The organism is Streptomyces sp. NPDC017991 (genome assembly GCF_044328075.1).
Classification (GTDB): Bacteria; Actinomycetota; Actinomycetes; order Streptomycetales; family Streptomycetaceae; genus Streptomyces.
Genome location: NZ_JBIRGP010000002.1, coordinates 683,536 through 700,837, shown reverse-complemented (window position 1 = coordinate 700,837; position 17,302 = coordinate 683,536). Strand labels below are relative to the sequence as shown.

Genomic DNA, 17,302 nt, shown 5'->3' with positions numbered 1-17,302 from the left:
ATGGAGTGACGGCGTGCGTGGAGCTGTACCGCTGTCGCCTCTCGTCATCTGACGCTCCGTCAATTATGGTGCGCTGCCATGGGAGCCAGGAGCGTGGGTGCCACAGGCGCGGGGGCGGACAGGCGTACCGTCGCCGAACTCGTACAGGAGCGGTGGGGTGACCACCGGCCGGGGCTGTGGTTCGAGGAACGGACCCTGACGCACCACGAGGTGGCCGCCGGCGCGGCGGCGCGAGCCGCGCTGTTCACCGACCTGCTGCCGCCCCGCGCGCAGCCGCATGTGGGCGTGCTGCTCGACAACACCCCCGAGTTCCCACTCTGGTTGAGCGCCGCGGCACTCGCCGGCGCGGCCGTCGCGGGGATCAACCCCACCCGCCGAGGCCCCGAACTCGCCCGAGACATCCTCCACACCGAATGCCGTGTCCTGGTCACCGAGCGGACCCACCTCCCCCTCCTCGACGGCCTCGAACTCCCGGGCGTACGCATCCTGGTGACCGACACGCAGGCGTACGAGGACCTGCTCGCGCCCTACGCGCACGCGCGCCCGGAGCCGGGACCGGCGACCCCGCGCAGCCGCTTCCTCCTCTACTTCACCTCCGGCTCGACCGGTGCGCCCAAGGCGGCGATCCGCTCGCAGGGGCGGCTCGCGGCGGCCGGGCGGTCGCTGGTCGGCCATTTCGGGGTGCGCGCGGACGACGTGCACTACATCTGTATGCCGATGTTCCACGGCAACGCCGTGCTCGCCGACTGGGCACCCGCCCTCGCGGCCGGCGCGGGCGTGGCCCTGCGGCGCCGCTTCTCCGCCTCGGGCTTCCTGACGGACGTACGGGCCTACGGGGCCACGTACTTCACGTATGTGGGACGCGCCGTCCAGTACATCCTGCAGACCCCGGCCCGTGCCGACGACCGCGACAACCCGCTGCGCACGGGCTTCGGGACGGAGGCGGGGGCGGTGGACGCCGCGGCCTTCGAGGAGCGGTTCGGGGTCCGCCTGGTGGAGGGCTACGGATCGTCGGAGGGCGGGGCGGCGATCCAGTGGTCGCCCGGGACGCCGAAGGGCGCCACCGGACGGGCGGCACCCGGCGACGACCTCGCGGTGCTGGATCCGGAGACCCGCGCCGAGTGCCCCGCGGCGGTCTTCGGCCCCGACGGTCTGCTGCTCAACGGACACGAGGCCGTGGGCGAGCTGGTGAACCGCGGCCCCAACCCCTTCGAGGGCTACTGGCGCAACCCGGCGGCGGACGCGGCGCGGGGCAGGGACGGCTGGTACTGGACCGGCGACCTCTTCTACCGGGACGCCGACGGATTCCTGTACTTCGCGGGCCGCACCGACGACAGGCTCCGCGTCGACAGCGAGAACCTGGCCGCCGCGGTGATCGAGAACATCCTCGCCCGCTACGAGGGCGCGGACGCCGTGGCCGTGTACGCCGTCCCCGACCCCGTGGCCGGCGACCAGGTCATGGCCACCGTGGCCGGCACCTTCGACCCGCTCGCCTTCGAGGCGTTCCTGCGCGCACAGCCGGACCTGGGCACCAAGATGGCCCCCCGTTTCGTACGGGTCCTCGACCGTATGCCGGTCACCGCCACCAACAAGATCCACCGGGCCGGGCTGCGCCGCGAGGGCTTCCGGTGCGCGGACCCGGTGTGGTGGCGGCCGGCGGGGGAGGCGCGGTACCGCCTGCTGGGCGGGGCCGACGTCGAGGGGTTGGTGGCGCGGTACCGGGCGCGGGGGCGCGAGGAGCTGCTGCCGAAGTGAGGTGGGCAACGCGAGAAGCCTCCGCTCTCGCGGAGGCTTCTGCTGTGTTCCTCTTGTGCGCCGCCAGGGACTCGAACCCCGGACCCGCTGATTAAGAGTCAGCTGCTCTAACCAACTGAGCTAGCGGCGCGTGACTCTCGCCGACCGCTCTTCGCGGCTGGCGACAGGGAAAATACTACCCGGTCCTCAGGGGTGCTCCGGACCACCGGCGGGGCTGAGGGGTGCTGCTCAGATGGCCAGCGAGAGGAGTACCGGCGCCGCGCCCCGGTTGAGGGTGTCCGCGGCCTCGCGCAGCCGGTGGGCGTGCTCCACCGGGAGGGAGAGGGCGAGGCAGCCCACCGCCGAACCGGCCGTGATGGGGACCGCCGCGCAGACCGTGCCGATCGCGTACTCCTGGAGGTCGAGCACCGGCACGGTGGGTGCCTGGGCGTCGAGCCGGGACAGCAGCACCCGCTCGTTCGTGATGGTGCGCGAGGTGAGCCGGGCCATCCGGTGCCGGGAGAGGTGGTCGCGCCGGCCGTTCAGGTCCAGCTGGCCGAGCAGGCTCTTGCCGATGGCGCTGGCGTGGGCCGCGGAGCGGAAGTCCACCCACTCGTTGACCGCCGGGGTGGCCGGGCCCTCCGCGCACTGGGTGACGCGGATCTCACCGTCCACGTAGCGGCTCATGTAGACGGCGGCGCCGACCGAGTCGCGCAGCCGGTCGAGGTTCCGCTGGAGCCGGCCGCGCAGTGCCTCGTCCCGGTCGCGCACGGAGCCGAGCCGGCCGAAGGCCTCCCCGGTCACGTACGCCCCGTCCGCGAGCTGCTCCACGTACCCCTCGCGGCGCAGCATGCGCAGCAGGGCGGTGAGGCGTTCGGTGCCGAGGCCGGTGTGCCGGGCGAGCTCGACGTCGGTGATGCCGGTGGTGTGCCGTGCCACGGTCTCCAGGACACGCAGGGCGTCCTGGGCCGAGTGGTACGGAGCGGTCGACTCGCGCTTCAGCGCCACGGTGATCCCCCTGCGCTTTTCGGCCCGGCGCGCGGGTCGACGTCACGCGTATCGACCCGCACATCAACGCAGCCCGGACGGCCGGGCCCCCTCCACGATAGCCGTCGGGCCGGGGGCGTGGAGGGGCTGTTGGCGGGATTGGTGGCGTGATCCGATCCCCTCGACAGGGGCGCACGACCTTGGCGTATGCCAAGGGCATGCGCCGCCGGCCCGGCCCCGGGCGCGGCCCACAACCGCGTCACGGCGTCATGGCGTCACGTCGTCGTCACCGCGTCACAGCACCGCGCCGAGGAACTCCCTGGTCCTGTCGTGCTCCGGGTCGCCGAAGATCTTCTCCGGCGGTCCCGACTCCAGGACCCGCCCGGAGTCGAACATCAGGACCTGGTCGGAGATGTCCCGGGCGAAGCTCATCTCGTGGGTCACGCACAGCATCGTGATGTCGGTGCTGCGGGCGATGTCCCGCAGCACGTCGAGGACGCCCACGACCAGCTCGGGGTCGAGCGCGGACGTCACCTCGTCGAGGAGCAGCACCTGCGGCCGCATGGCCAGCGCCCGCGCGATCGCGACGCGCTGCTGCTGCCCGCCGGAGAGCTGGCTCGGGTACTTGTCGATGTGCTCGGCCAGTCCCACCAGGTCGAGCAGCTCGCGGGCCCGCTCCTCGGCGGCGTCCTTGGACATGCCGAGCACGGTGACCGGCGCCTCGGTGATGTTGCGCAGCACCTTCATGTTGGGGAAGAGGTTGAACTGCTGGAAGACCATCCCGATGTTCTTGCGGACCTCGCGGATGTGCTTCTCGCCGGCCGGGACCAGCTTGCCGTTCTTCTCCTCGTGGGTGAGGTAGTCGCCGCCCACCTTGATCGTGCCCTCGTCGGGCTTGAGCAGGGTCATCAGCAGCCGCAGGATCGTCGTCTTGCCGGAGCCGGACGGGCCGATCAGGGTGACGTGCTTGCCGGACGCGACGGAGAAGTCGAGGTCGTCGAGGACGACGTTGTCGCCGAAGCGCTTGGTGACCTTGTCGAACCGGATCAGCTCGCTGCCGTCCACGGCCGGGTTGGCGGCGGAGTCTTCTGTCAGGGGGGTGTCAGCGGACAAGACGTCGCTCCAGGGCTCGCATGAGGAGGGAAGCCGGATAGGAAATGAGGATGAAGGCCACGCCGATGACCGTCAGCGGCTCGGTGAACTGGAAGTTCTGCTGCGAGAACAGCCGTGCCTCACCGAGCATGTCGAGGACGGTGATCGCCATCAGCAGCGGCGTGTCCTTGAGCATCGAGATGACGTAGTTGCCCAGTGCGGGCACCACCCGGCGGATCGCCTGCGGCAGGATCACCGCGGTCCACGTCCGGGTCATGGGCAGGTTCAGTGCCGTGGCCGCTTCCCATTGGCCGGCCGGCACACCCTCGATACCGGCCCGGTAGACCTGCATCGTGTACGTCGAGTAGTGCAGCCCGATGGCGACGACACCGGTGGTCATCGCGGAGAACGTGATGTTCCACTCGGGCAGCACGTAGAAGAGGAAGAACAGCTGCACCAGCAGCGGGGTGTTGCGGATGAACTCGGTGACGACCCCGACCGGCCAGCGCACCCAGCGGGTCGGCGTGCGCATCAGCAGCGCCCACACGAGCCCGAGGACGAAGGAGATCAGCGAGCCGAGCACCAGGGCCTGCAGGGTGACCAGCAGTCCGTCCCAGAAGTGCGGCATGAAGTCGCCGACGGCACTCCAGTCCCATGTCATACGGCACCTCCGCCGACTCCGGTGGTCTCCGGGCGGTGCAGCTCGGCCTGGGACACACCCTTCTCAGGAACCTCTCCGACTCCGGCCTTCAACCGCTTCTCCAGTCCGCGCATGAGCCGCGTGAGCAGGAAGGCGATCACGAAGTAGATCAGCAGGATGTACGTGTAGATCTCCGCGCTCTCCTGCAGCGCGAGCCGCACGAGGTTCCCGCTGAAGGTCAGGTCGCCCATGCCCATCACGGACACCAGGGCGGTGCCCTTGAGCAGCTCGATCAGCAGGTTGGAGAAGGGCGGGACCATCTCCGGCACGGCCTGCGGCAGCAGGATCAGCCGCAGCCGCTGCCAGGGCGTGAAGCTGAGCGCGATACCGCCCTCGACCTGTGCCTTGTCCACGGAGTTCAGGGCGCCACGCACGATCTCGGAACCGTACGCCCCGTACGTCAGACCCAGTGCCAGGGTGCCCGCCCACATCGGGACCAGCTGCCAGCCGAAGGCGATCGGCAGCACGAAGAACACCCAGAAGATCATGATCAGTGCCGAGGTGCCCCGGAACACCTCGGTGTAGAAGCCCGCGAGGAAGCGGACGATCCACAGCCGGTGGACGCGCGCGATGCCCACCACGAAGGAGACGGCCCCGGCCAGCAGCGAGCTGAACACCAGCAGCTGGACCGTGACCCAGATCCCCTTGAGTACGAGTTCCCAGAGTCCCGATGTCATCCGCCGCACAACTCCTTCGCGGTCAGATCGGTCATCTCGTTCTTGGTGAAGCCGAAGGGCCGCAGGATCCGCAGCAGCTCACCGCTGTCCTTCATCTTCTTCAGCTCCACGTTGAAGGCGTCCCGCAGCTTCGTCTCCGTCGGGCGGAACGCGAAGCCGCCGCCGTCCGTGTGCGGCTTGCCGTCCACAAGTGGCGCGAACGGATCGGTCGACTCCACCTTGCTGGACTTCTTGACGACCTCGCGGGTGGTCAGCGCCGTCCCGGCGAAGACGTCGACACGGCCCGCCTCGACGGCGTTCATGCCCGCGACCTGGTCCTGGACGATCAGGATGTCGCTCTCCTTGTACCCGGCCTCGACCGCGTACTGGATCTCCGCGTAGCCCGTTCCGGTCGCGAACTTCGCCCCCGACTTCACGACGTCCTTGTAGTCGCGCAGGTTCTTCGGGTTGCCCTTGCGGACGATGAAAGCGTCGAGCATCTGGTAGTCGGGGTCGGAGAAGATCACCTGGGCGCAGCGCTCGGCGTTGATGTACATCCCGGCGGCGACCACGTCGAACTGCTGGGACTTCAGACCGGGAATGAGCGAGCCGAACTCGGTCGGCACGGGCTGTACGCGGTCCACCCCCAGCCGCTTGAAGATGACCCTCGCGAGTTCCGGGGCCTCGCCCGTGAGCTCGCCGTCCTTGTCGATGTAACCGAAGGGGATCTCACCTGCGATACCGAGGCGTACGACGCCCTGGGCCTTCAGCCGGCCCAGGAGGTCACCGCCGTTCTCGCCCGACGCCGTGGCCACACGGCTGCAGCCGGTGGCACCGAGCGCGCCGAACGCGCCGAGTGCCGTGACACCCGCCAGCAGTGACCTGCGGCTCGTGCCGCGCTCACCGCGCGTGCCGCGGTTCCCGACGTCCGGCGAAGCTTCCTTAGAGTCGTTCCCAATTGGTGGAGCCATGGGCGCGCGGCTACCCCGAGCGATGCAAATTATTCGGATTAATTTGCGCCCCGATCCTCCCGGCGGCGGTATTGACCCCGGGTGGACCATGGAACCCATGGCTGACCGCTACATCGACGTGTCCCTGTCCAAGCGCGGAGTCCACTGCACGGCGAAGCTCCTCGACGACCGCGCACCGATCACCTGCGAAGCCGTCTGGAACGCGTTGCCGCTCGGCGGTGACGTCTACCACGCCAAGTACGCCCGCAACGAGATCTACGCCCTGCTCCCGGCCTTCGCGCCGGCCGAGCCGCCCCTGGAGAACCCGACCGTCACGCCCATCCCGGGCGACCTCTGCTACTTCTCGTTCTCCGGCACGCAGCTGGGTTCCCAGGCGTACGGGTACGGGGGCGCGTCCGGCGTCCGGGCGGGCACACCGGTGATCGACCTGGCCCTGTTCTACGAACGCAACAACCTGCTGCTCAACGGTGACGTGGGGTGGGTGCCGGGGATCGTGTGGGGCCAGGTGGTGGAGGGCCTCGACGCGATGGCGGAGGCGTGCAACGACCTGTGGCGGGCGGGGGCGCTGGGGGAGTCCCTGAACTTCCACCGCTCCTAGCCCTGCCGCGGCCGCGACCCGGCCCCAGGGACCGACGGGTGGTGAGCCCCTGCGGGCCGGTGGGGGTTGCTCGCGCAGTTCCCCGCGCCCCTGACGGGGCGCAGCCCCGCTTTCAGGGGCGCGGGGAACTGCGCAGTCTTTTGTCTTTCAGGGGCGCGGGGAACTGCGCGGCCGGCCCCCACCGGGCCGCACGATGCAGGTGGCCTAGAGGGAAGGCCGCGCGATCCCGGCGATTCCGGCCGCGTACAACGCGTGCGCCGTCCGCAGGACCAGCGCGTCCTGGTGGCGGGCGCCGATGATTTGCAACCCCACCGGCAGCCCGGCCCCGTCCACCCCCACAGGCACGGTCGCCGCCGGCTGCTGCGTCATGTTGAAGGGATACGTGAACGGCGTCCACCCCGTCCACCTGCGCTGCCCCGACCCACCCGGCACCTCCACCCCCACCCCCGCCTCGAACGCGGTGATCGGCATCGTCGGCGTCACCAGCACGTCGTACGTGTCGTGGAAGCGCCCCATCCGCCGCCCCAGCTCCATCCGGACGTCCACCGCCGCGAGATAGTCCAGCGCGCTGAACCGCTCACCCAGCCCGACGATCTCCCGCAGCCCCGGATCGAGCAGCTCCCGTTGCCGCGGCCCGAGCCGCTGCGTCACCCGCGCCGCCCCGCTGAACCACAGCACGTGGAACGCCTCGACGGGATCCGTGAAATCGGGGTCCGCCTCCTCGACGTACGCGCCGAGCGCCGCCAGCCCCTCCACCCCGCGCCGCACGGCCGCCGCGACCCCGGGCCGTACCGCGACCTGCCCGCCGAGGGAGGGCGAGTACGCCACCCGCAGGCCGCGCACACCACCGCCCAGACCGTCCAGGTACGAGCCCGCCGCCGGTCCCAGCCCCGACCAGTCGCGGGTGTCCGGGCCGCTGATGACGTCCATCATCAGCGCCGCGTCCGCCGCGTCGCGCGCCATGGGCCCCACGTGCGCGAGTGTCCCGAACGCGCTCGCGGGATACAGCGGCACCCTCCCGTACGTCGGCTTCAGCGCGAAGATCCCGCAGAAGGAGCCGGGGATACGGACGCTGCCGCCCCCGTCCGTGCCCAGGGACAGCGGACCCGCGCCCAGCGCCACCGCCGCCGCGCTCCCGCCGCTCGACCCGCCCGAGGTGCGGGAGCGGTCGTACGGGTTGCGCGTCACCCCGGACACCGGCGAGTCGGTGACGCCCTTCCAGCCGAACTCCGGGGTGGTCGTCCGGCCCAGGAACACCGCCCCGTGCTCGCGCAGCCGCGCCACGGACGGCGCGTCCTCGTCCCAGGCACCGGCCTCGGACACGGTCCGCGAACCCCGCAGGGTCGGCCCGCCCCGCATCAGCAGGATGTCCTTCACCGAGACCGGCACGCCGTCCACGAGCCCGGCCGGCTCACCGCGCCGCCATCGACCGGTGGACTCCGCGGCCCGCGCGAGGGCCGCCTCCTCGTCGAGACGTACGAACGCGTTCACCGCGGGCTGGATCTCCTCGGCCCTGCGCAGCGCGGCCCGCACCGCGTCCACGGGGCTGAATTCACCCTTGCGGTACCCCTCGACGAGTCGTACGGCCGTCAGTTCGGTGAGCTCGGTCATCCGGTCATCCGCCCCTCCAACGTGTGCCCCAGACATGCGCCCCCGACGGGTGTCAGGGGCCGGGTACGTATCCGCGCCGCTTGTCGACCACGTTCGGCAGGGGTTCACCCGCCTCCCACACCTCGTACAACTCCACGAACTGCGTACCCAGTTCGTCCCGCCAGCCCACCGTGTCACCGCTCATGTGCGGTGACACGATCAGACCGGGGACCTCCCACAACGGGCTGTCGGGGCCCAGCGGTTCGTGCTCGAAGACATCGAGCGCCGCCCCCGCGATCCACCGCTCCCGCAGGGCGCGGACAAGCGCGTCCTCCACGACGAGCTGTCCGCGGCCGACGTTCACGAAGCAGGCCGACGGCTGCAGCAGAGCCAGCCGCCGCGCGTCGAACATCCCGTACGTCTCCTCGGTGAGCGGCGCCGCGGACACCACCCAGTCGGCCCGCGCCATCAGCCGGTCCAGCTCCTCCGGACCGTGCACGCCGTCGCGCGCGGTGCGCCCCACGAGCGCCGTCGTGATGCCGAGCGCCCCCAGAGTCCGCTCGATGGCCCGCCCGATCGGCCCGGAACCCACCACACACGCCCGTGTACCTGCGACGCGTCGCGATTCGCGGTGCCGCCACTCGCGCGCCCCCTGCAGCTCCAGAGTGCGCGGCAGATCCTTCGCCAGGGCGAGGACGAGCGCGGCCACGTACTCGGCGATCGGCTGGTCGAAGACGCCGCGCGCGTTCGTCACCAGCGTCTCGGAGGCGGCCAGTTCGGGGCACATCAAGTGATCCACACCCGCGCTCGCCGTGTGCACCCAGCGCGGCCGAGGGCCCTCGCCCGGCCAGGCCCCGCGCAGCGCGCGCGAGGCGAAGTCCCAGATCAGGAGCGCGTCGGCGGTGGGCAACAGCGCGGCCAGCGTCGTGTCGTCCGCGTACTCGACGCGGACCCGCCCGGCCAGCCGGCCGAGCCGTGGCGGCGGATCGGAGCCCAGCACCAGCAACACCGGCTTTTCGGCCATGTTGGGGAACGGAGGAGTGGTCGGGGAAGTGGTCATCGGGGAGAAACCGTTTCGCAACGAGGGTCCGCTTCTCTGAGTCCGAAGCACTGCTCCGAAGCACTGCCGCGGGACCTGGGGCACGTCGTCTGAGATGGGCGGATTGACCACGCTCGCACCCGAACCTACCTTCGTCAACACGGGCTTGTCTCCCAGGGGTTCCGGGGGCCGTCCGTCTCTGTCCCGACGTCCCGGCACGCGCCGGCTTCCGTCCTCCCCCGGCTGCCAGGCAGGCCTCGCGGCCGATCTCCACCACTCGCTCGATCCGAGTTTGGGGCTGCTCATGGACGTCTCCTTCCTTGGTGGACCTCCCCCACTGCCCGAAGGGCGTGGGAGGGGCCCCCATCCGCAACGGGGTGTCGGCGTCGTCGCTCCCTTCGACTTCGCCCTCGACCGCGAACTGTGGCGATGGGTGCCCGACGAGGTGTCGCTGCACCTCACCCGTACACCGTTCGTGCCCGTCGAGGTCAGCCTCGACCTGGCGCGCCTGGTCAGCGAGCACGAGACGCTCGGCGACGCGGTGCGCGCGCTGAACGCCGTCCAGCCCGAGATCGTCGCCTACGCCTGCACGTCCGGCAGTTTCGTCGGCGGGATCGCCGGGGAGCGCGCCATGTGCGAGGCCATGACCCGGGCCGGCGAGCTGCCGTCCGTGACCACGTCCGGCGCCCTCCTGGAGGCGCTGGAGGAACTGGGCGTGCGCCGGATCGCGCTCGTCACGCCGTACACCGTCTCCGTCACCCAGTCACTGGAGGAGTACGTCGCCGAGGCGGGCATCACCGTCACCGGGCGCGCCTACATGGGTCTGACCAGGCACATCTGGAAGGTCCCGTACCGCGATGTCGTCGACATGGCCCGCGGCGCGGTGTGCGGGGCCGCCGACGCGCTCTTCATCAGCTGCACCAACCTCCCGACCTACGACGTCATCCCGCAGCTGGAGGCCGAGCTGCGCATCCCGGTGATCTCGGCCAACCAGGTCACGATGTGGGCCGCACTGCGTCACCTGGGTACTCGGGCGGTAGGGCCGTACCAGGCGCTGATCGACGCATCGGCGCGAGCGCGGCCCGTACCGCCCGCACTACCGGAAGAACAGGAAGGTTGGGCATGACGGCTCTCGGATTCCTCTACCCGGGCCATTCGGCCGAGGACGACTACCCGCGCGTCGAGCAGCTCCTCGGCAGCGACATCCGCCTCCAGATCGTCCACACGGACATCGGCGAGGACGCCCACCGCGTGGACGCGCTCATGGAGATGGGCTCGGCCGCCCGTCTCGCCGCCGGGGTCGAGGAGCTGCGGCTGTCCGGGGCCGAGGCGGTGGTCTGGGCCTGCACCAGCGGCAGCTTCGTGTACGGCTGGCAGGGCGCCCACGACCAGGTCCGCGCCCTGGCCCTGGCGGCGGGGCTGCCGGCCTCCTCCACGTCCTTCGCGTTCGCCCACGCGGTGGCGGAGCTGGGGGTGAAGCGGGTCGCGATCGGGGCGACGTATCCGGACGACGTGGCCGTGCTGTTCTCGTCGTTCCTGACGGACGGGGGCTTCGAGGTCGTCTCGGTGCGCGGCTCCGGGATCATCACGGCGGCGGAGGTCGGGACCTGGGGGGAGGCGGAGGTGCTCGCGCTGGCGCGCGCGGCCGATCACTCCGAGGCGGAGGTGGTGCTGCTGCCGGACACCGCGTTGCATACGGCGGGCTGTCTGCCCGCGCTGGAGGCGGCGCTGGGGAAGCCGGTGCTGACCGCCAACCAGGTCACCGTGTGGGAGGCCCTGCGGCTCGCCGACCGGCGGGTGAACGCGCCGGAACTGGGCGCACTCTTCACGAGGCAGCGCCCTGTGCAGGCGTAGGAGGTTTCCCTCGCCCCCGCGGCCCCTACCCGTTCCCGTCCACGCAGGGGGGCTGCGCCCCCTCGCCCCCCTTTGTCCTCAAACGCCGGACGGGCTGAGATGTCCCCGGACCGGCGGACATCTCAGCCCGTCCGGCGTTTGAGGACCGGGGGTTCGGGGGCAGCGCCCCCGAGTACGTGACGGGAACGGGTAGGGGCGGCGGGGGCGAGGGAATAAGCGGAGCCAACCTCCTGTTAGGGACTCGCGGACATCGCGAGCAACAACAGGAGGCCCCCGTGGCGGACCACACGCCCACCGAGACCAGCGACATCCGAGCGGAAGCGAAGGGCGCCGCCCCCACCCCCCTCTCCGTCCTGGACCTGGTCACAGTCGGCGCAGGCCACACCGCGACCGAGTCCCTGCGGACCGCGGTCGAGCTGTCCCGCCTCGCGGAGGCCCGCGGATTCCACCGCTACTGGGTGGCCGAGCACCACTCCATGCCGGGCGTCGCCTCCTCCTCACCGGCCGTGATCCTCGCCCACCTGGCCGCCCACACGAGCCGCATCCGCCTGGGCTCCGGCGGCGTGATGCTGCCGAACCACGCCCCTCTGGTCATCGCGGAGCAGTTCGGCACGCTCGAAGCGATGGCCCCGGGCCGTATCGACCTCGGCCTCGGCCGGGCCCCGGGCACGGACGGCGCCACGGCCGCGGCCCTGCGCCGTTCGGACCGGCTGAACGAGGGCGCCGACGATTTCCCCCAGCAGCTCGCGGAACTGACCCGCTTCCTGGACGACGACTTCCCGGACGGCCACCCGTACGCCCGTATCCACGCGGTCCCGGGACCGGTCCAGGCGACCTCGCCCGGCGGTGTCCAGTCCCCGCACCGCCCGCCCGTGTGGCTCCTCGGCTCCTCCGGCTTCAGCGCCCGCCTCGCCGGCACCCTCGGTCTGCCCTTCGCCTTCGCGCACCACTTCTCGGCGCAGAACACCGTCCCGGCGCTCGACCTCTACCGGGAGTCCTTCCGGCCGTCGGCCGTGCTCGACGAGCCCTACGCCCTCATCGGCGTCTCCGCCCTCGCGACGGACGACGAGAAGGAGGCCCGCCGGCAGGTCGAGGCCGCCGCGCTGAACATGGTCCGCCTGCGCACCGGCCGCCCGGGCCTGGTCCCCACCCCGGAGGAGGCGGAGGCGTACGACTTCAGTCCGATGGAGCGGGAGTTCGTCGACTCCTGGAACGCGAACGTCGTCCACGGCAGCGCCAACGAGGTCCGCTCCGGTCTCGACGACCTGCAGAAGCGCACCGGCGCCGACGAGCTGATGCTCACCGCCAACGCCCACAGCGGCGCCGTACGCCTGCGCTCGTACGAACTGATCGCGGACGCGTACGGGCTGCCCGCCCAGGACGTGTCCTAGGCTCCGGGCCCTACGGGACGGCCGCCGCCGACAGGAGCGCGGAGATACGATCCGGCGCCACCGGCCGGGAGTACAGCCATCCCTGGCCGGTGTCGCAGCCGATGCGCCGCAGCCGGGTGGCCTGGCCCGCCGTCTCCACGCACTCGGCGGTGACGGTGAGGCCGAGCCGGTGCGCGAGCTGGATCATCGCCTCGACGACGACCTCGTCGGCGGGGTTGGGCGGCGCTCCCGCGCCGTCCGCGCCCTCGTACTCCCCGCTCTCGTACTGGAAGCCCCGGACGAACGACCCGTCGAGCTTCAGCACCGAGACCGGCAGCCGGCTCAGGTAGGCGAGGTTCGAGTAGCCCGTGCCGAAGTCGTCGATGGCGATGCCCACGCCCATGTCGCTGAGCGCCTGGAGCGCTTGCAGGGGCCGGCCCGCGGAGCCCATCACCGCCGACTCGGTCAGCTCCAGCTGGAGCAGATGCGGGGCGAGGCCGGTCTCCGCGAGGATCGCCGCCACGTCGGACACCAGGTCGGAGTCCCAGACCTGCCGTACCGCCACGTTCACGCTGACGAAGATCGGCTCCGCGTCCGGGCGCTCCAGCTGCCAGCGGCGGGCCTGCCGGCAGGCGGTGGCCAGCACCCAGCGGCCCAGCTGCACGATCGACCCGTCCTCCTCGGCCAGTCCGATGAACCGATTCGGCGTCAGTGTGCCGAACTGAGGATGGTTCCATCGCACCAGCGCCTCGACGCCGCGCACCACGCCGTCCTCCATGCAGACCAGCGGCTGGTACTCCAGGGCGAACTCCCCGCGCTCGACCGCGGGACGCAGCGTGGAGGAGAGCGCCTGGCGGGTCATGCGGTGGGCGTTGCGCTCCGGGTCGAAGAGCGTCCAGCGGGCCTTGCCGTCGGCCTTCGCCCAGTACAGCGTGGTGTCGGCGGCCTGCATCAGACCGGTCGCGGTGGTGCCGGCCGCGTGCCGCTCCACCACACCGATCGAGGCCGAGACCGACAGCCGCTGCCCGGACAGGTCGAAGGGCACCTGCAAGGACTTGAGCACGGAATCGGCCAGGTCCGCGAGTTGTTCCGTGCCCGTCGAGTCCTCGACCAGCAGCGCGAACTCGTCGCCGCCGAGCCGGGCGACCAGCGGGGTGGCGGTTCTCGCGTACCCGGCCTCGTTCGCGCAGCGGGTCAGCCGTTCGGCGACGGCCGCCAGCAGCCGGTCGCCGACGCGATGACCGAGCGTGTCGTTGACGGCCTTGAATCCGTCCAGGTCCAGGTAGCACAGCCCGATCCGGCCGGTGCCGGACTCCTCGTACGCCTCGGCCTCCAGCGCGGCCGAGAGGCGCTCGAAGAACAGGGTGCGGTTGGGCAGCCGGGTCACCGGGTCGTGCATCTGCAGATGCCGCAGCCGGGCCTGGAGCTCCCGGCGGCCGCTGATGTCGGAGACCGAGATCAGCACCGCCCGCTCCTCCTCGGGCAGCGGACTGACCGTCACCTGAGCCCAGAGGGAGTGGCCGTCGGGGTGTTTGAGGCGTCGGGTGCAGCGGAGCCGGGCCTGCCGGCCGCGGAGCACCTCGCGGTACGCGTGCCAGGTACGGGCGTCGGAGGCGAGGTCCACCAGGTCGGCGGCGATCCGGCCGGTGAGGCCGTTCCCGTCGGAACCCGTGCCGAGCAGCGCGGCCAGCGTGTCGTTGGCCGTGACGACCCGGCCCTCGCGGTCCACGACGGCCATCGCGAGGGGCGCGGCGGCGAAGGTGGCTCGAAACGTACGGCCGTCGACGCCCGTACCGGCCCCGGACCCGCCCTCCGGGTGCGACGGGAGTCCGGCCGGGGCGGCGGCCGACAGCCTCGCCGGAAGCCCCGCGGCCAGACCGACCGGGAACTTGGACGAGAGGCCGACCGGAAGTGCGGCCGACAGATCGACGGGGGCGTCGATCAGGGGCTCTACCAGGGGCTCGACACGTCGAGCCCGTTCCTCATGAGAAAGGGTCCCGGCACGAAGAGAGCTCGTTGTGCGACTCTCTGTGACGGCCGACCGCACGAGGTCTGCCGTGGGCGCCGGTCCATCGGACGTTCCGCTCACCGTTCGCTCCCGCTGTGCACTCGTTCGTCGTACAGGTCTCGTCGGGGGTCGGCCGGTGGTGGACGGCCGCTCCAGCCGTGTCCGCGCAGGAAAGTGTGCCGATCATAGAGGCTGGCCGTTAGGCCTTCCAGCTACCGTCCAGTGTCCCGGAAGGGCACCCCTTTCTGACAGATCGTTTCTGCCCGCACCTGGACAGGTTCCATCACTGGTCGATCACTTGTGACGTTCCGTGAGTGCTCGGGGTGTCGGCGCGTCCTGGCGCCCCCCTGATGCTCCCCCCAAGTTCTCGGTCGGGTGTCGGCCCTCTCACTCCTTTGGATCAGATAAACAGGGCGTAGAAGAACAAATCGTCACAGGCTGGTTGCGGTATCCCGAATTCCGCATCCGGAGGTCGACGTGCCGCGTCTGCTCCCCCTCAAGGGGCTCACCCGTGGCGGGGGCCGACCCCGTTGGCGCGGGCAGGTGTGGACCGGTCACGGCTGGCGCGTGCCCGCGGCCGTGTGCACCTCCATGGCGGCGCTCGCGGCCACCTCCCTGGCGGTCCCCACGGCCGCCGTGCCGCTCTCGATGCCGTGCGCGCTGAAACGGACCGCGGCCCACCACTCCGAGGGTGTGGACACCTGGAACGCGGCCTATCCGCGGCCCGCACGCCGCCTGGACGCGGTGATGGTCTTCCTTTCCTTCCCGGACGCCGCACCGCTGACCAGGCCCGCCGAACTGACGGCCGACTACTTCCCGGCCACCAGCCGCTTCTTCGAACGGGCCTCGTACGGAAAGTTCCAGCTGCGCCCGCACCCGCTGCGCGAATGGATCCGGATGCCGCGGCCGTCGACCGCGTACGCCATACAGCGGGACTGGAACGCGGCCTCGCGCTCCGCGTATCTGCGGGACGCCCTCGCGGTGGCGGACAGCCGGGTCGACTTCTCCCGCTACGACGTCGTCTACTTCGTCGCCGATCCCGATGCTCCCGGAGTCGACTCGGACGCGACGAAGGTGGTGAACATGGACGTGCCGCTGCGGGCCGACGGGACGGACATCCGCCGGGTCGTCACGGTGTTCGAGAAGCACCCGCCGGACCGGCTGGTCCTGGCCCACGAGACCGGCCACGTCTTCGATCTGCCCGACCTCTACCACCGGCCCGTCGACGGCAAGGGCGACTGGGACACGTACGTCGGCGACTGGGACCTCATGGGCAGCCAGTTCGGACTCGCCCCCGACCTCTTCGGCTGGCACAAATGGAAGCTCGGGTGGCTGGAACCACGTCAGGTGGCGTGCGTACGGGACGCGGGCGCGCGGGGTACGCGACTGACGCTGGAGCCGCTGGCGGCGGGGTCCGGGGTGGCTGCGGCGGGCGGCATCGCGGCGGGCGCGCCGATGTCCGAGCCGGGCTCCGAGTCGATGTCCGAGCCGATGTCCGAGCCGGGGTGGGCGGGGTTCGGGACGGCGGGCGGGACGAAGCTGGCGGTGGTGCGGACCGCACGGGACAGCGCCCTCGCCTTCGAGGTGCGGGGACCGGCCGGCAACGACGAGGAGGCCTGCTCGCAGGGCGTGCTCGTCTACCGCGTGCGCGGCGGGGCGGAGTCCGGTCGCGGGCCGATCGAGGTGGTCGACGCGCACCCCGGTTCCGGGACCTGCTGGGCCGACTCGGTCTACGCCCCCCTGGCGGACGCCCCGGTCGGCCTCGGGGAGAGCTTCACCGTGCCCGGGGAGGACGTCCGGGTCGAGGTGGTGGACCGGACGGCGTCGGGGGCGTGGACGGTGACGATCTCGACCGGTCGGGACGACGACCGGGACAGCCTTTAGGCGGCGCTGGCATGCGAGCGGGCGTGCGGGCGGGCATGCGAAAAGCCCCCCGCTTCCGCGAGGGGCTTCCCACCGTCTGTGCGCCGCCAGGGACTCGAACCCCGGACCCGCTGATTAAGAGTCAGCTGCTCTAACCAACTGAGCTAGCGGCGCCTGCTGACGTCGTAGACCTTAGCATCCTGATCGGCGGGAGGAAAAATCGATATCGGCGCCGTGGGGGAGGGCTCCGACAGCAGTCGCCGGGCCGCTGACCGGGCCGCTCGTACCGCCGCCCACAGCATGATCTCCGGCCCCGGCAGCCAGGGAGTGCGGGTGTCGGGGGCGACCAGCCAGCGGGAGCCGAGGCGGGTGGCGGCGGCCGGCACCGGCGGGGCGAGGGGGGCCGGGGCGGGGACGGTCACCGCGTCGCCGGTGCCGTGACACAGGAGCGGTGGGATGGCCCGGCCCCGCTCCGAGGCGCCGCCCGATCCCCACTCCTCCCACTCCAGCAGCGAGGGCAGGCGCTGCGCCGTGCCGGGGGCGGCGAACAGGAGCATCCGGCCCCGGTGGGCGGCCACGGGGCCCGAGCCCGGCCCCTCGTCCCACAGCCGGTCCAGCATGTGGCGCCCGAACAGGGCGGGGGCGTTGACGACGTCGAAGGCGGATCCGCAGGCGAGGACCACCGGGGCGGTGGGCCGGTCGTCCCAGAGGACGCGGGTACTACGCGGATACGTTCCTGCCGAGGCGAGCCAGGCCGCGCCCTCGGGGGTGACTCCGGTGACCTCGGACCCGGCGTGGTTCCCAAAGATGCTCATGCCACCCAGGTCTACCCGCCGTGAT

General features: G+C 71.5%; 15 protein-coding genes and 2 tRNA genes. 6 read left to right on the top strand and 11 right to left on the bottom strand.

Features of this window, described 5'->3' with window-relative positions; translation table 11 throughout:
• Positions 1-78 precede the first annotated feature (78 nt).
• Positions 79-1,755, top strand: coding sequence for an AMP-binding protein (locus tag ACH4DZ_RS07595; RefSeq protein WP_398286009.1), 1,677 nt, complete (start codon positions 79-81; stop codon positions 1,753-1,755).
• A 56-nt stretch (positions 1,756-1,811) separates the two neighbouring features.
• Here ACH4DZ_RS07595 and ACH4DZ_RS07590 read toward each other — a convergent pair.
• The 6 genes from ACH4DZ_RS07590 to ehuB all read right to left on the bottom strand — a co-directional run bounded on the left by ACH4DZ_RS07590 (position 1,812) and on the right by ehuB (position 6,140).
• Positions 1,812-1,885: transfer RNA gene (locus ACH4DZ_RS07590), tRNA-Lys, on the bottom strand.
• A 98-nt stretch (positions 1,886-1,983) separates the two neighbouring features.
• Positions 1,984-2,742, bottom strand: coding sequence for an IclR family transcriptional regulator (locus ACH4DZ_RS07585; protein WP_398286008.1), 759 nt, complete (start codon positions 2,740-2,742; stop codon positions 1,984-1,986).
• A 273-nt stretch (positions 2,743-3,015) separates the two neighbouring features.
• The gene (ehuA, locus tag ACH4DZ_RS07580; protein ID WP_398286007.1) at positions 3,016-3,834 is read right to left on the bottom strand and encodes an ectoine/hydroxyectoine ABC transporter ATP-binding protein EhuA; all 819 of its coding nucleotides are present in this window, start codon (positions 3,832-3,834) and stop codon (positions 3,016-3,018) included.
• Positions 3,824-4,474, bottom strand: coding sequence for an ectoine/hydroxyectoine ABC transporter permease subunit EhuD (gene ehuD, locus ACH4DZ_RS07575; RefSeq protein WP_267028919.1), 651 nt, complete (start codon positions 4,472-4,474; stop codon positions 3,824-3,826). Before ehuD ends, ehuA begins: the two co-directional genes overlap by 11 nt.
• Positions 4,471-5,190, bottom strand: a complete 720-nt coding sequence (gene ehuC, locus ACH4DZ_RS07570) for an ectoine/hydroxyectoine ABC transporter permease subunit EhuC (RefSeq protein WP_398286006.1) — start codon at positions 5,188-5,190, stop codon at positions 4,471-4,473. Before ehuC ends, ehuD begins: the two co-directional genes overlap by 4 nt.
• Positions 5,187-6,140 carry an ectoine/hydroxyectoine ABC transporter substrate-binding protein EhuB gene (ehuB, locus tag ACH4DZ_RS07565; protein ID WP_398286005.1) on the bottom strand — a complete coding sequence of 318 codons (954 nt, stop codon included), beginning with the start codon at positions 6,138-6,140 and terminating at the stop codon, positions 5,187-5,189. The genes ehuC and ehuB overlap by 4 nt, the downstream gene beginning before the upstream one ends.
• Before the next feature lie 97 nt (positions 6,141-6,237).
• Between ehuB and ACH4DZ_RS07560 the strand changes: the two genes are divergently transcribed.
• Positions 6,238-6,738 (top strand): DUF3830 family protein, encoded by a 501-nt coding sequence (locus ACH4DZ_RS07560; protein ID WP_398286004.1) that lies wholly within the window; start codon positions 6,238-6,240, stop codon positions 6,736-6,738.
• Positions 6,739-6,942: 204 nt separating this feature from the next.
• On the opposite strand, the gene ACH4DZ_RS07555 is transcribed toward ACH4DZ_RS07560, so the two are convergent.
• Positions 6,943-8,349: an amidase gene (locus tag ACH4DZ_RS07555; RefSeq protein WP_398286003.1), complete on the bottom strand. Its 1,407-nt coding sequence runs from the start codon at positions 8,347-8,349 to the stop codon at positions 6,943-6,945.
• A gap of 52 nt (positions 8,350-8,401) precedes the next feature.
• Positions 8,402-9,388, bottom strand: a complete 987-nt coding sequence (locus ACH4DZ_RS07550) for a D-2-hydroxyacid dehydrogenase (protein ID WP_398286002.1) — start codon at positions 9,386-9,388, stop codon at positions 8,402-8,404.
• Positions 9,389-9,671: 283 nt separating this feature from the next.
• Between ACH4DZ_RS07550 and ACH4DZ_RS07545 the strand changes: the two genes are divergently transcribed.
• The 3 genes from ACH4DZ_RS07545 (at position 9,672) to ACH4DZ_RS07535 (ending at position 12,612) form a co-directional block, all read left to right on the top strand.
• A complete protein-coding gene (locus ACH4DZ_RS07545) occupies positions 9,672-10,493 on the top strand; it encodes a decarboxylase (protein WP_398286001.1) in 822 nt (273 codons plus the stop codon).
• Positions 10,490-11,221: a decarboxylase gene (locus ACH4DZ_RS07540; RefSeq protein WP_398286000.1), complete on the top strand. Its 732-nt coding sequence runs from the start codon at positions 10,490-10,492 to the stop codon at positions 11,219-11,221. Before ACH4DZ_RS07545 ends, ACH4DZ_RS07540 begins: the two co-directional genes overlap by 4 nt.
• A 275-nt stretch (positions 11,222-11,496) precedes the next feature.
• Positions 11,497-12,612, top strand: coding sequence for an LLM class flavin-dependent oxidoreductase (locus ACH4DZ_RS07535; RefSeq protein ID WP_398285999.1), 1,116 nt, complete (start codon positions 11,497-11,499; stop codon positions 12,610-12,612).
• Positions 12,613-12,622: 10 nt separating this feature from the next.
• Here ACH4DZ_RS07535 and ACH4DZ_RS07530 read toward each other — a convergent pair whose 3' ends face one another.
• A complete protein-coding gene (locus ACH4DZ_RS07530) occupies positions 12,623-14,680 on the bottom strand; it encodes a putative bifunctional diguanylate cyclase/phosphodiesterase (RefSeq protein WP_398285998.1) in 2,058 nt (685 codons plus the stop codon).
• A 396-nt stretch (positions 14,681-15,076) separates the two neighbouring features.
• On the opposite strand from ACH4DZ_RS07530, the gene ACH4DZ_RS07525 reads away from it, so the two are divergent.
• The gene (locus ACH4DZ_RS07525; RefSeq protein WP_398285997.1) at positions 15,077-16,483 is read left to right on the top strand and encodes a M6 family metalloprotease domain-containing protein; all 1,407 of its coding nucleotides are present in this window, start codon (positions 15,077-15,079) and stop codon (positions 16,481-16,483) included.
• 79 nt (positions 16,484-16,562) lie between these two features.
• On the opposite strand, the gene ACH4DZ_RS07520 is transcribed toward ACH4DZ_RS07525, so the two are convergent.
• Together ACH4DZ_RS07520 and ACH4DZ_RS07515 are read right to left on the bottom strand one after the other, a co-directional pair.
• Positions 16,563-16,636, bottom strand: a tRNA-Lys gene (locus tag ACH4DZ_RS07520).
• The gene (locus ACH4DZ_RS07515) at positions 16,627-17,277 is read right to left on the bottom strand and encodes a bifunctional DNA primase/polymerase (protein ID WP_398285996.1); all 651 of its coding nucleotides are present in this window, start codon (positions 17,275-17,277) and stop codon (positions 16,627-16,629) included. The genes ACH4DZ_RS07520 and ACH4DZ_RS07515 overlap by 10 nt, the downstream gene beginning before the upstream one ends.
• Positions 17,278-17,302: the final 25 nt, after the last annotated feature.